Below are 13,855 nucleotides of genomic sequence, written 5' to 3'. Positions count from 1 at the left end.
ACAACGCAGACTTATATCATTTGGGAGAATCGATAATTTTCACAAGTGGCTAAGGAGAAAGTATGTCGCATCTGGAAGAGGTCATCGCACGCGTGGATGCAGCGATTGATGAGAGCGTCATTGCCCATATGAACGAATTATTAATCGCCCTGAGCGATGACGCAGAGTTAAGTCGGGAAGAACGTTACACTCAGCAGCAGCGTTTGCGTACAGCAATCGCTCATCACGGGCGTAAGCATAAAGAAGATATGGAAGCTCGCCACGAACAGTTAACCAAAGGCGGCACTATCCTGTGATTAAAACGAGCGTCTGGCCACCAACCAGGCGCCAACCACAAGTAAAATTGCGCCACAAATTGGGCCGATCAACGCCCGTAATGGCACGCCATGGCTACGCAAAATATCCAGCACCAGCCCTCCAATCAACTGACTGGCGACCAGTACTGCAATGGTCGTTGCCGCGCCAACGTTTTGATATCCGCTGATACTGGCAAAGACAAAAAATGATCCCAGCAAGCCAGGTATCACTGTCCACCAGCGCACGCTGGAAACCAGTTCGCCAAACCCTGCCATCCCTTGTTTAAACCATAAAATGGAGACGAATAGCACAATCCCCACCAGGGAGTTCAGCAGCATGGCGATGAGAATGGTTGAGGACGTCTGGGTGATGCGCACCATCAGCGTGTTTTGCACCACCAGGCCAATTCCGGCGGCAATCAAAAAGGCAAGGGTGAGCGACTGATTCATCCAATCGCGTCCGGTTCAGTGCGCTCGTCGAGTTGCAACTGCATAAATGTCAGATCCAGCCAACGACCAAATTTAGTGCCTACCTGCGGCATTTGTGCGGTGACGACAAATCCCAGCGACTGGTGGAGATGCAGCGAGGCCTGATTTTGCGATTCGATCCCGGCGACCATGACATGCTTCCCGCAATCCCGCGCTTCATCAATCAATCGGCTTAACAATTTACGCCCAAGACCTTTGCCCTGATGATCGGGATGGACATAAACCGAATGTTCCACGGTATGGCGAAAACCGTCGAAACTACGCCAGTCGCCAAACGAGGCATATCCAGTCACTACGCCGTTTTCCTCGCTCACCAGCACCGGATAACCTGCTAAAGTCCGCGCTTCAAACCAGGCAATGCGGTTATCTGCATCCACTGTTTGGTCATTCCAGATAGCCGCCGTATACAACACGGCGTGGTTATAAATTTCCGCAATAGCAGCACAATCGGCTTTGCAGGCAAAACGGATGGACATATCTGGCCTCGATTAAATATTGATGATGATGTTATCAATACTATCGAAAACAGCCCGAAGCAACGGATTCCTTGATGAAATTATCACGTGTCGCAGAGGGGATGTGACGGCTGCAAACAAAACCAATCCCGTGAGCCTGCTACTATTGATGGATTCATGCCAAAAGCACAGGAGAGCATTATGGGGCAACAAAAGCAGCGTAACCGCCGTTGGGTTCTGGCCTCGCGTCCGCATGGCGCGCCGGTTCCGGAGAATTTCCGTCTTGAAGAAGATGATGTCGCCACGCCGGGTGAAGGACAGGTGTTACTGCGTACAGTTTATCTGTCACTGGACCCGTATATGCGTGGACGTATGAGTGATGAGCCATCTTATTCACCGCCCGTTGATATTGGCGGGGTGATGGTCGGCGGTACGGTGAGCCGTGTCGTGGAGTCGAATCATCCTGATTACCAGCCTGGCGACTGGGTGCTGGGCTACAGTGGATGGCAGGACTATGACATATCCAGTGGCGATGAACTGGTGAAGCTTGGCGATCATCCGGAAAATCCTTCGTGGTCACTGGGTGTGCTGGGGATGCCAGGCTTTACGGCTTATATGGGCCTGCTGGATATCGGTCAGCCCAAAGAGGGCGAAACGTTGGTGGTAGCTGCGGCGACAGGACCAGTTGGCGCCACGGTGGGGCAAATCGGAAAACTTAAAGGTTGTAGGGTAGTTGGGGTGGCCGGTGGCGCGGAAAAATGCCGCCATGCTACCGATGTGCTGGGCTTCGATGTTTGCCTTGACCACCACGCGGATGATTTTGCCGGGCAGCTGGCGAAAGCGTGTCCGAAAGGGATTGATATCTATTATGAAAACGTTGGCGGGAAGGTGTTTGATGCAGTGCTACCTTTACTTAATACATCCGCGCGTATTCCCGTCTGCGGCTTAGTGAGCGGCTATAACGCCACAGAACTACCGTCCGGTCCGGATCGTTTACCCCTGTTGATGGCAACAGTGCTGAAAAAACGCATTCGCTTGCAAGGGTTTATTATTAGTCAGGATTATGGACACCGCATCCATGAGTTTCAGCAAGAGATGGGGCAGTGGGTAAAAGAGGGAAAAATTCACTATCGTGAACAAGTTACCAACGGTTTGGAGAACGCCCCACAGACGTTTATTGGCCTGCTGAACGGCAAAAACTTCGGTAAAGTTGTTATTCGCGTCGCGGGTGATGACTAAAGATACGACGGCGGCGTAAAGCCGCCACAAAAATCCAGGCAAAAATCTTATTTCCAGCTTTAATTAACTAACCACATCACTGTTCGACGGCTAATAACAATAAAGATGAGTGGATAATGATTATTCAGCTTCATACACCAGGTAAACGACTTCTGCTATACCGGCAGAGTTGGAACGAATACACGTGAAGGAAATAACATGCCTGGAACGGAAAAAATACCGCATATCAGTTTGACTATGCAGGTTGAGAACGACCTGAAACATCAGCTTAGTATTGGCGCACTGAAACCTGGCGCACGCTTGATCACTAAAAATCTGGCGGAGCAATTAGGCATGAGTATTACACCTGTACGTGAAGCACTATTACGCCTGGTTTCGGTTAATGCGCTCTCTGTCGCACCTGCACAAGCATTTACAGTACCGGAAGTAAGGCAAAGTCAATTAGACGAAATCAATCGGATCCGCTACGAACTGGAATTAATGGCAGTTGCCCAGGCCGTTGAAAACATTTCCTCGCAAGACATAGCGGAACTACAGGAATTGCTCGAGAAATTACAGCAGGCGCAAGAAAATGGCGATATTGAACAACTCATTAATGCAAACAGACTATTCCGCTTAGCGATTTACCATCGCTCAAATATGCCCATCCTGTGTGAAATTATTGAACAATTATGGGTCAGGATGGGACCTGGTTTACATTATCTTTATGAAGCGATTAATCCAGCGGAATTACGTGAGCGTATAGAAAGCTATCATGTACTATTCGCCGCGTTAAAAGCAAAAGACAAAGAGGGATGCAGACATTGTCTTGCTGAAATTATGCAAAAAAAACGTTGCTATGTTGTGCCAGCAATACAGCCGTTAAATAAAAACGCCCGGCAAATACCGGGCATCAATGTGGTTATTCAAATCGCCATGCGATATTCACGCCGACACCATAATTACGCCCGGGAGCTGGTTCATAATATCGACCATTTGATTCATTAACAATCACCGATCCGACATATTCTTTATCGAATAAATTATCGATACGACCAAATAAATCCACAGTTAAATTGTGGTAATTATATTTGTAGCCGGTGAACAAGCCGACGAGAGTATAAGACGGTGCTTTTGCCGTATTTTCATCATCTGCCATAATATCGCCCATATAACGCGCTTCCGTGCCTGCATACCAGCCTTCTTCCGGCACATACCCCAAAGACGCAAAGCCCATATTACGGGCGATCCCTGGCATCCGGTTACCATTACAGTTCTGATCATTGCACACATTGCTGCGATAGGTCGCATCAAGCCAGGTCCAGGACGCTTTTACGCGGAAATCTCCGGCGAAACGTTGATCCCATGCCAGTTCAGCGCCTTGACGACGGGTCTTTCCGGCATTTTTATACGTGGTGCGTCCACCGCTACTGCTATCGACAACAATTTCATCATCGGTGTCGGTCTGGAACAATGCGAGACTAAGCAATCCATCACCAATACGCGTTTTACTGCCGATCTCAATCGTATCGTTGGTGGAAGGTTTTAAACCAAAGTTCATACCGCTTTGCCCATCAGCGCGATAAGACAACTCATTAATCGTCGGTGTTTCAAAACCGCGCCCGGCTGCCAAATAGATATTCCAGGCATCGGTCATCGCATATTTTAGCGATCCGGCTGGTAGCCATTTGTGATAACTGGCATCACCACTATCATCGCCGTTACCCGGAGTAACGTAATGATCGTTGGAATCAAACCATACGGAGCTGTAGCGCACGCCAGCATCCAGCGACAGTTTTTCGCTCAGCTGCCACTGTGTCTGTAAATAGGGATCGACGTTCCACATCAGATTGCGTTCGTCGCGACGCAACTCACCTTTTTGCCCGTACTCCGGCACGCCGCTATTCAGGCGAAAGTTATTGTAGCCTTTGCGGTTTTCACTCATGTTTTCGTAGTTCAGGCCGGTAGTGAACGTGAGCGGAACGCCCAGCTCGCCACGGTGTGTCCAGCGGCTGTCTATCCCCTGGTAATGGCGTTGCAGAGTAATCACGCCGCCCGCATGCGACGGGTTAAGTTGGGGTGCCATCGGGATTGACTGATACTGGGTCGTTTCTCGCTCCCCGGCATACATCATCACACTCATATCATCTTGCGCGCTCAGGCTACGTTCATAGCGCAACCCAGCCTGAGTTTGCTTGATGGTTTTTCGTGTGTCGTACTGTTCAGCGCGTGGCGCTTGTTGCGGATTCGCCTTCCATTCTGCGTCGGTTAATCCACCAGGGTCATCTGCTTTGATATCCACGCTATTGAAAATCAGGCTTACTTTGCTGGCGTCATCAATGCGTACGCCCAGTTTGGCATTGGCTAAATTTTTCTGTGCGCCACTATGGTCACGATAGCCGTGGGTCGTAAAACGCGTGGTTGAGACGGTGTAATCGACATCGCCGGGCTGTGTGCCGTCTCCCGTTGCGCCTGTTGCTTTCAGCCCATAGCGCCAGCTGCCGAAACTGCCGTAGTAACTACTGGCTTCAATGGTTGGTGGCTGTTGTCCGGTCTGGGTGGTGACATTCATTACACCGCCAGACGCGTTGCCATACAGGGCAGAAAAGGGGCCACGCAGCACTTCCACATTTTGCACACTGCTTAAATCGATATTGGATGTCTGCCCTTGTCCGTCGGGCATGGTGGCGGGAATACCGTCCACATACAGACGAATACCCCGAATTCCGTAAGTGGAGCGGGAACCAAATCCGCGAATCGACAGCTGTAAATCTTGCGCATAGTTCTGCCGGTTTTGTACCTGCAAACCAGGCACGCTGGTCAGTGATTCAGACAAATTGATGCGCGGTGTTGCCAGGCGCATCTCCTCGCCATCCACCACGCTTACTGCTGCTGGCGTATCCAGCTCGGAAATCACTTGTGGCGCGGCACTGACAATCATGGTTTGTTCATTGGTTGCAAAAGCGGAAGGGGAAAGGGCAATCAGTGCGGGCAAAACGGTCTGTCGGACGGAGAAAATCTTCATGAAAAAAGCCAGGTTAAGAATGGGAATACGCCGTCATGGTAATAAAATTGTAAATTTATGGAAAACGAAACGGCACAATACGTTAAGTAATTGAGAAAATTGTAGTCGTAACGACAAGAAATACTCCACATTTGAGAAAATAATGATTACCATTCCCATTTATAACAAGAGCGTAACGATGATTACGCTTAGCGAAGCATTGTGAAGCAGCAAAAATATCGGTTCATCAAAGGGAGTCGTCATGCATTTACGTCATCTGTTTTCATCGCGCCTGCGTGGTTCATTACTGTTAGGTTCATTGCTTGTTGCTTCATCATTCAGTACGCAGGCCGCAGAAGAAATGCTGCGTAAAGCGGTAGGCAAAGGTGCCTACGAAATGGCTTATAGCCAGCAGGAGAACGCGCTGTGGCTCGCCACTTCGCAAAGCCGCAAACTGGATAAAGGCGGCGTGGTTTATCGTCTTGATCCGGTCACTCTGGAAGTGACTCTGGCGATTCATAACGATCTCAAGCCGTTTGGCGCCACCATTAACAACGCTACTCAAACGTTGTGGTTTGGTAACACCGTAAACAGCGCGGTCACGGCGATAGATGCCAAAACGGGCGAAGTGAAAGGGCGTCTGGTGCTGGATGATCGTAAGCGCACGGAAGAGGTGCGCCCGTTGCAGCCGCGTGAGCTGGTAGCTGACGATGCCACGAACACGGTTTACATCAGTGGTATTGGCAAAGAGAGCGTGATTTGGGTCGTTGATGGCGAGAACATCAAACTGAAAACTGCCATCCAGAACACCGGTAAAATGAGTACTGGTCTGGCGCTGGATAGCAAAGGCAAACGTCTTTACACCACTAACGCTGACGGCGAATTGATTACCATCGACACCGCAGACAATAAAATCCTCAGCCGTAAAAAGCTGCTGGATGACGGCAAAGAGCACTTCTTTATCAACATCAGCCTCGATACCGCCAGGCAGCGTGCATTTATCACCGACTCTAAAGCGGCAGAAGTGTTAGTGGTCGATACCCGTAATGGCAATATTCTGGCGAAGGTTGCGGCACCGGAATCACTGGCTGTGCTGTTTAACCCAGCGCGTAATGAAGCCTACGTGACGCATCGTCAGGCGGGTAAAGTTAGTGTGATTGATGCGAAAAGCTATAAGGTGGTGAAAACGTTCGATACGCCGACTCATCCGAACAGCCTGGCGCTGTCTGCAGATGGCAAAACGCTGTATGTCAGTGTGAAACAAAAATCCACTAAACAGCAGGAAGCTACCCAGCCGGACGATGTGATTCGTATTGCGCTGTAATCGACACAGGGGAGTTTGTCTTTCGTAGGCCGGATAAGGCGCTAGCGCCGCATCCGGCAAGCGGAGCACGATTCCTGATGCAACGCTGTCGCGTCTTATCCGGCCTGCAATATGCATAATCACTTGATTTATATTGAGTTTGTTGGCCGGATAAGGCATTTATGAACTGAACCCCAAAACCTGGACAGTTTCATTTAACCGGCTTTTTGATACTCAGTCCGGTATTCTACCGGGCTGAGTCCCCCAAGACTGAGTTTTATTCTTTTTTGATTCCAGTAAGTTATGTATTCGCTAACGGCATTTTCCAGTTCTTCCACACTCCTGTAGTTCCGGCGATAGTACATTTCTTCTTTCAGGTGACCAAAGAAGTTCTCCATTACCGCATTATCAAGGCAGTTGCCCTTGCGCGACATGCTCTGCACTAACCCTTTGTCTGCCAGGGCAGACTGATAACTTTTCATCCGGTAATGCCACCCTTGATCACTGTGGAGCAGCGGTTTTTCTCCTTCTGCAAGGCTTTCCAGCCCCTTATTTAACATGCGCTTCACCAGATCCTTTGTAGGCCTGCAGGCAGTTTCCCACGCCACGATTTCCCCGTTAAACAAATCAAGTATCGGGGACAGGTACAGTTTTTGTCCGCCAGCCCTGAATTCGGTGATATCTGTCACCCATTTCTCACAGGGCGCTTCCGCTTTGAACTGTCGCTGAAGGATATTTTCTGCAGCGAGTCCCATGTTCCCCCGGTAAGACCGGTATTTCTTCAGGCGCACAGGAGACTTCAGGCCGAGCTGTTGCATCAGTTTTCGTACCGTTTTGCCACTGAACTTAAGACCTCTTTTCTGAAGTTCACAGTGGATCCGTCGGTACCCATAACATCCCCGGTGTTCATGGAAGATGGAGGCTATGAGCTGTTTCACATCAGCATACTTGTCCTTAGCCTTCTGCAGTGACAGCTGGTAGTACAGCGTGCTTCTGGCCAGCCCTGCGGCCTTTAACAGGTCAGACTGGCAGTGCCCGCACCTCAGGCTCTGGATGACTTTCGCTTTTTCTCCTGCTCCAGACGCTTTTTTTCCAGATGCTCCTGCATGGCTTTCAGATATGCATTTTCTGCGCGAAGATAACGCAGCTCATTCTTCATCTCTTCCGGCGTCATGTTCGCCTCGTTTTCATGGGTATCATCAGAACGGGTCATGCTTTTCTCCTTCCTGCGCCTGATAAAGGCCTCATCACCAGATTTGCGGTAGCCTTTTATCCAGTTTTTAACCATGTTGTGGCTGGGAATGTTAAACCGGGCAGCCACCCGGGGTAGAGACTCAGAATGCCCGAGAGCATAAAGAACTACGCGAAGTTTATCTTCAGGAGAATAGCTACGCTTGTGCCTGCAATCCAGTGCCAGAGGACCGTGAAGAAGAAAAAGATTAATCCAGTGTGAGAGGCTGGTGTGAGAAAGCTGAAATAGCTTTGCCGTAGAAATGATGCCTGCATGACCAGCCAGGTAATGATTTACAGCGGCAAGTTTTACTTCAAATGAATGTTTCATAAACTGCACCTTCAGATGTCAGATTGTGTCCAACATTTGGGGTGCAGTTCAGAACGCCTTATCCGGCCTACGGAATCTACAAAATCGAGCAAATTCAATATCTTGCACCATCCTCGTAGGCCTGATAAGCGTAGCGCATCAGGCAGTCATAAGTAAAAAAGGGCGATCTTCCGACCGCCCTTTTTCTTATTTTCTGTGATTACGCGTTTTTCAGAACTTCGCTAACAATCTCAACCGCTTCTTTCTCAATCTGCTTACGATGTTCTTCACCAAGGAAGCTTTCGCAGTAGATCTTATATGCGTCTTCGGTGCCTGACGGACGCGCGGCGAACCAGCCGTTGTCAGTCATCACTTTCAGCCCGCCGATAGAAGCACCGTTGCCAGGCGCTGCGGTCAGGCGCGCGGTAATCGGGTCACCTGCCAGGGTGCTGGCGCTCACCATTTCCGGAGACAGCTTAGACAATGCCGCTTTTTGTGCGGAAGTCGCAGCTGCCTGCAAACGGTTGTAGCTCGGCGCACCAAAGCGTTTTGCCAGTTCGTTGTAGTGTTCCTGCGGGTTCTTACCGGTGACAGCGGTGATTTCCGCCGCCAGCAGACACATGATGATGCCGTCTTTATCGGTCGACCACGGCGTGCCGTCGAAACGCAGGAAGGAAGCGCCTGCGCTCTCTTCGCCGCCAAAGCCGAAGCTGCCGTCGAACAAACCATCAACAAACCATTTGAAACCTACCGGTACTTCTACCAGCTTACGGCCCAGGTCATTGACCACACGGTCTATCATCGCAGATGAAACCAGCGTTTTACCGACGGCAACATCTTTGCCCCACTGCGGACGATGTTGGAACAGGTAGTTGATCGCCACTGCCAGGTAGTGGTTCGGGTTCATCAAACCAGCCGGAGTGACGATACCGTGACGGTCATAATCCGGGTCATTGGCAAACGCCAGATCAAACTTATCACGCAGCGCCAGCAGGCCCGCCATCGCACACTCAGAGGAACAGTCCATACGGATTGCGCCGTCTTTATCGAGGTGCATAAAGCGGAAGGTTTGATCTACCTGATCGTTAACAATGGTCAGGTTGAGGTTGTAATACTCGCCAATGCGCTTCCAGTATTCGATACCGGAACCGCCCAACGGATCAACACCCAGCGTCAGGCCAGCTTTCTGAATCGCTGCCATATCAACGATATCGGCCAGACCTTCTACGAACGGTTGCACCAGATCTTGCTCTTTCACATGACCAGATGCCATCGCTTCGTCGAGGGAGATACGCTTCACGCCTTTCAGGCCATCGGCCATCAGTGCGTTGGCTCTGTCTTCCACCACTTTAGTGACGTTGGTATCTGCCGGGCCACCATTTGGTGGGTTGTACTTGATACCACCGTCTTCCGGCGGGTTATGGGACGGCGTAATCACGATACCATCTGCCAGCGGTCCACCTTTTTTATTGTGAACCAGAATGGCATTAGAGACGGCAGGTGTCGGAGTGAAGCCATTGTTTTCCTGCACAATAACGTCTACCCCCGTTCGCTGCCAGCACTTCCAGTACAGAAATAAACGCAGGTTCGGACAGGGCGTGAGTATCTTTACCCACATAGCAAGGGCCAGTGATGCCGTTTTTCGCCCGTTCTTCGGCAATCGCCTGAGCAATAGCCAGAATGTGCGGCTCGTTAAAGCTATGGCGCGCTGCACTGCCACGGTGACCGGAAGTACCGAATTTCACCGCGTGCTCCGCATTCCCTGCTTCTGGTTTCAGTACATAATATTGCGCCGTCAGTTGGGCGACGTTTATCAAATCACTCTGCTGTGCAGGTTGGCCTGCACGATTGTGGATTGCCATTGCTTTGTCCTTTATCTGCAACGTTGTTTTAAATTGTCCCGCAAACCTTTTCAATCAATTCCGCCGGGAATTGCATCGACTGCATGATGTGTTCAATCATGCTGCATTTACGGCCAGTGTTAGTGTTGGTGATCACCCAATACGGCGTGCCTGGCACATGCTTCGGCTTGGTCTGATTACCATTTTTCAGCAGCGTCTGTTCATCTACTGCAAAGTAAACGCGCGTGCGGCCGTGCAACGATTCCGTTGCCTCGGCAAACGCCTGGGCGTCAAGAGAATATAGTGTAGACAACAGCAGCATAAAGCGATTGACCGCTCGCTTTTGCTCTGCGTATTCATCGGAAAGCAAAAGTTCACGCATCGCGCGCACTTTGTCTTTCACCGTTTTGATCGGCTTCGCTTCGACGATAGCAGGCGACGCAATGCGAACCTCTTTCGTCACCGGAGCAGCAGGCTGTGATGCGGCGGAAAATTTCAACATACGCCGTAAAATGTCGGATGCGCTCTCGCCGATATGCTTAGTGTGGCTGGCAATATAGCTGTAGAGTTCATCATCAACTTCAATCGTTTTCATCTTAATCCAGTGCGGTGTCTTAGCTGAATACAAGTCGCCAGGAGTATATGAATAAATCCCGGCAGCGGATAGCGTCAAGCCTGGCTTGCAGAAAAAATCGGATTAAACCTTATCTGTTGCAGCCCTGTGGCACAATGGTCAACATAATACCCTAACCCAACTACTCGAAAAAAAGAACTTTGCCATGAAATTGAATATCCGCGCGCAATCTGCACAAAATCAGCATAATAATTCTCCCATCGTCCTCGTCCACGGGTTGTTTGGTAGCCTTGACAACCTCGGCGTGCTGGCGCGTGACCTGGTAAACGATCACAATATCATCCAGGTTGATATGCGTAACCACGGACTTTCGCCACGAGATCCACATATGAATTACCCGGCGATGGCCCAGGATCTTGTTGATACTCTGGAAGCGCTGCAGATCGATAAGGCGACATTTATTGGTCACTCAATGGGTGGTAAAGCTGTGATGGCACTGACCGCGTTAGCGCCCGATCGCATCGAGAAACTGGTAGCGATCGATATCGCGCCGGTGGATTATCACGTACGCCGTCATGATGAAATTTTCGCAGCTATCAACGCGGTCAGTGGATCCGACGCGCAAACGCGCCAACAGGCCGCTGTAGTGATGCGCCAATATATTAATGAAGAGGGCGTGATTCAATTCCTGCTGAAATCTTTTGTTGACGGTGAGTGGCGTTTTAACGTGCCAGTATTATGGGATCAGTATCCACATATTGTTGGCTGGGAGAAGATTCCGGCATGGAACCACCCTGCTCTGTTTATTCCTGGCGGCAATTCCCCGTATGTTACTGAACAGTATCGTGATGATTTGCTGGCGCAATTCCCACAAGCACGGGCGCATGTCATTGCAGGCGCGGGTCATTGGGTACACGCAGAAAAACCGGATGCTGTGCTGCGGGCTATCCGTCGCTATCTTAATGATTAACGCAACTGATTAAAAACCCAGCGTCCGCGCGGCATTCCGCGCGTGGGCGTTGGCGAGATTCCTCACGCTGTTGTATTATGGCGGGCTATCCATCCGGGCAGGCGCCTGGCTGATTGTTTCCCCCGAAGTCACCAAGATCATGGCCAAAGAACAAACGGACCGTACGACATTAGATCTGTTCGCGCACGAGCGTCGACCGGGACGACCGAAAACCAATCCGCTTTCGCGCGATGAACAGCTGCGTATTAATAAACGCAACCAGCTAAAACGCGACAAAGTACGTGGCCTTAAGCGTGTCGAACTGAAGCTGAACGCGGAAGCTGTCGAGGCGCTGAACGAGCTGGCGGAGTCGCGCAATATGAGCCGTAGCGAACTGATCGAAGAGATATTGATGCAGCAACTGGCGGCGCTGCGTAATCAGGGCATCGTTTAAATATCCACTTTCGTGTAGCACAGTGTGCAGTCCTGCTCGTTTGCTGATTCCGCAAGACTGCCTGTTCTGCTATGATTGCCTTTATCCGTGGGCAATTTGCCACCCCTATTTCAATAAGTTTCAAGAGGTTATTTCACTCATGGCTATCACTGGCATCTTTTTCGGCAGCGACACCGGTAATACCGAAAATATCGCAAAAATGATTCAAAAACAGCTTGGTAAAGACGTTGCCGATGTCCATGACATTGCAAAAAGCAGCAAAGAAGATCTGGAAGCTTATGACATTCTTCTGCTGGGCATCCCAACCTGGTACTATGGCGAAGCACAGTGTGACTGGGACGACTTCTTTCCGACTCTCGAAGAGATTGATTTCAATGGTAAACTGGTTGCGCTGTTTGGCTGTGGCGACCAGGAAGATTACGCAGAATATTTCTGCGACGCCTTAGGCACCATTCGTGACATCATTGAACCGCGCGGTGCGACCATTGTTGGCCACTGGCCAACTGCGGGCTATCATTTCGAAGCATCAAAAGGTCTGGCGGATGATGACCACTTTGTCGGCCTGGCTATCGACGAAGACCGTCAGCCAGAACTGACCGCCGAACGTGTAGAAAAATGGGTAAAACAAATTTCTGAAGAACTGCATCTCGACGAAATTATCAATGCCTGATGTACTGCGGCGTAGACTCATGTCTACGCCGTATTAATAGATAATGCCAATCAAAATAATTGCTACAAATTTGTAACTTTTGCCGTAGTACCTGTACAATGTTCCAGTATTGAAGTGGCCTTACCGATGTAAATGTAAGCTAAGCCACGTTTTTATTAACAATATTTGCCAGGGACTTGTAGTTTTCATTTAGGCATGGCAAATCTATAATGATACGCATTATCTCAAGAGCAAATTCTGTCACTTCTTTTAATGAAGTGAACCGCTTAGTAACAGGACAGATTCCGCATGACTGATAACAATACCGCCCTAAAGAAAGCTGGCCTGAAAGTAACGCTTCCACGTTTAAAAATCCTGGAAGTTCTTCAGGAGCCGGACAACCATCACGTCAGTGCGGAAGATTTATACAAACGTCTGATCGATATGGGTGAAGAAATTGGTCTGGCTACGGTATATCGTGTACTGAACCAGTTTGACGACGCCGGTATCGTCACCCGCCACAATTTTGAAGGCGGTAAATCCGTATTTGAACTGACTCAACAACATCACCACGATCACCTGATCTGCCTCGACTGCGGAAAGGTTATCGAATTTAGTGATGAATCTATCGAAGCGCGTCAGCGTGAAATTGCCGCGAAGCATGGCATTCGCCTGACTAACCATAGTCTCTATCTTTACGGTCACTGTGCCGAAGGCGATTGCCGCGAAGATGAGCACGCGCACGAAGGCAAATAAGTCAGCCTGAATGAGAAAAAGCCAACCTGCGGGTTAATGCCGATCAGTTAAGGATCGGTTGACCGATCCTTAAACTGCGGCACTATAACGGCTTCCACAACAGGGAGCCGTTTTCTTATGCCACTTCTAAATGATCTGCTCGATTTCAGTGACCATCCGCTTATGCCACCCGCCCTCTGCACAACTGTTTGCAGAGCACCTTCCCGTCGAGTGGATACAGCACTGTCTGACGCTTTCTGCGCATGCGACCGTTCGCCGCCGTCGTTTACCGGGGGACATGGTTATCTGGATGGTGGTGGCCATGGCCTTTTTCCGCAATGAGCCTAT

12 protein-coding genes and 4 pseudogenes are annotated in these 13,855 nt (G+C 50.0%); 10 read left to right on the top strand and 6 right to left on the bottom strand.

Translation table 11 applies throughout. The annotated features are described in order from the left end of the window. Window positions 1–62: 62 nt before the first annotated feature. Window positions 63–296, top strand: coding sequence for a DUF2526 family protein YdcY (ydcY, locus tag CRI63_RS22555; RefSeq protein WP_113649882.1), 234 nt, complete (start codon window positions 63–65; stop codon window positions 294–296). Here ydcY and CRI63_RS22550 read toward each other — a convergent pair whose 3' ends face one another. Together CRI63_RS22550 and mddA are read right to left on the bottom strand one after the other, a co-directional pair. After that, a complete protein-coding gene (locus CRI63_RS22550; RefSeq protein ID WP_130219312.1) occupies window positions 297–746 on the bottom strand; it encodes a DMT family transporter in 450 nt (149 codons plus the stop codon). It lies immediately after the preceding gene. After that, the gene (gene mddA, locus CRI63_RS22545; RefSeq protein WP_130222672.1) at window positions 743–1,261 is read right to left on the bottom strand and encodes an L-methionine sulfoximine/L-methionine sulfone acetyltransferase; all 519 of its coding nucleotides are present in this window, start codon (window positions 1,259–1,261) and stop codon (window positions 743–745) included. Before mddA ends, CRI63_RS22550 begins: the two co-directional genes overlap by 4 nt. 180 nt (window positions 1,262–1,441) lie before the next feature. On the opposite strand from mddA, the gene curA reads away from it, so the two are divergent. Together curA and mcbR are read left to right on the top strand one after the other, a co-directional pair. Then, on the top strand, window positions 1,442–2,479 hold the full coding sequence (gene curA, locus CRI63_RS22540; RefSeq protein ID WP_135520861.1) for an NADPH-dependent curcumin/dihydrocurcumin reductase: 1,038 nt from the start codon (window positions 1,442–1,444) through the stop codon (window positions 2,477–2,479). Between the two features lie 198 nt (window positions 2,480–2,677). Further along, window positions 2,678–3,344 (top strand): annotated as a pseudogene (gene mcbR, locus CRI63_RS22535) (colanic acid/biofilm transcriptional regulator McbR). Between the two features lie 36 nt (window positions 3,345–3,380). Here the strand turns inward: mcbR and pqqU are convergent. Beyond that, window positions 3,381–5,483, bottom strand: coding sequence for a TonB-dependent receptor PqqU (gene pqqU, locus CRI63_RS22530; RefSeq protein WP_135520859.1), 2,103 nt, complete (start codon window positions 5,481–5,483; stop codon window positions 3,381–3,383). Between the two features lie 241 nt (window positions 5,484–5,724). Between pqqU and CRI63_RS22525 the strand changes: the two genes are divergently transcribed. Next, on the top strand, window positions 5,725–6,786 hold the full coding sequence (locus CRI63_RS22525) for a YncE family protein (protein ID WP_130219320.1): 1,062 nt from the start codon (window positions 5,725–5,727) through the stop codon (window positions 6,784–6,786). 194 nt (window positions 6,787–6,980) lie between these two features. Here the strand turns inward: CRI63_RS22525 and CRI63_RS22520 are convergent. From CRI63_RS22520 to seqA, 3 genes and pseudogenes are all read right to left on the bottom strand, one after another. Then, window positions 6,981–8,326 (bottom strand): annotated as a pseudogene (locus tag CRI63_RS22520) (IS3 family transposase). 199 nt (window positions 8,327–8,525) lie between these two features. Then, window positions 8,526–10,167, bottom strand: a pseudogene (pgm, locus tag CRI63_RS22515) (phosphoglucomutase (alpha-D-glucose-1,6-bisphosphate-dependent)). Window positions 10,168–10,195: 28 nt separating this feature from the next. Next, a complete protein-coding gene (gene seqA / locus CRI63_RS22510) occupies window positions 10,196–10,741 on the bottom strand; it encodes a replication initiation negative regulator SeqA (RefSeq protein WP_130224244.1) in 546 nt (181 codons plus the stop codon). A gap of 184 nt (window positions 10,742–10,925) precedes the next feature. Between seqA and ybfF the strand changes: the two genes are divergently transcribed. From ybfF to CRI63_RS22480, 6 genes and pseudogenes are all read left to right on the top strand, one after another. After that, complete coding sequence (gene ybfF, locus CRI63_RS22505) at window positions 10,926–11,690, top strand: esterase (RefSeq protein ID WP_135520857.1); 765 nt, start codon at window positions 10,926–10,928, stop codon at window positions 11,688–11,690. A 139-nt stretch (window positions 11,691–11,829) separates the two neighbouring features. Further along, the gene (gene ybfE / locus CRI63_RS22500; RefSeq protein ID WP_064528940.1) at window positions 11,830–12,123 is read left to right on the top strand and encodes a LexA regulated protein; all 294 of its coding nucleotides are present in this window, start codon (window positions 11,830–11,832) and stop codon (window positions 12,121–12,123) included. A 139-nt stretch (window positions 12,124–12,262) separates the two neighbouring features. Then, window positions 12,263–12,793 (top strand): flavodoxin FldA, encoded by a 531-nt coding sequence (gene fldA, locus CRI63_RS22495; RefSeq protein ID WP_010346538.1) that lies wholly within the window; start codon window positions 12,263–12,265, stop codon window positions 12,791–12,793. 209 nt (window positions 12,794–13,002) lie between these two features. Next, window positions 13,003–13,089 (top strand): fur leader peptide, encoded by an 87-nt coding sequence (gene uof / locus CRI63_RS22490; RefSeq protein WP_010380762.1) that lies wholly within the window; start codon window positions 13,003–13,005, stop codon window positions 13,087–13,089. After that, window positions 13,082–13,528: a ferric iron uptake transcriptional regulator gene (fur, locus tag CRI63_RS22485; RefSeq protein WP_000131706.1), complete on the top strand. Its 447-nt coding sequence runs from the start codon at window positions 13,082–13,084 to the stop codon at window positions 13,526–13,528. Before uof ends, fur begins: the two co-directional genes overlap by 8 nt. Before the next feature lie 117 nt (window positions 13,529–13,645). Then, a pseudogene (locus CRI63_RS22480) lies at window positions 13,646–13,855 on the top strand (transposase domain-containing protein); the annotation flags it as partial.

This window comes from Escherichia sp. E2661 (assembly GCF_004745185.1).
Classification (GTDB): domain Bacteria; phylum Pseudomonadota; class Gammaproteobacteria; order Enterobacterales; family Enterobacteriaceae; genus Escherichia.
The sequence above is the reverse complement of the archived record's forward strand: the minus strand, read 5'-3'. Positions and strand labels throughout refer to the sequence as shown.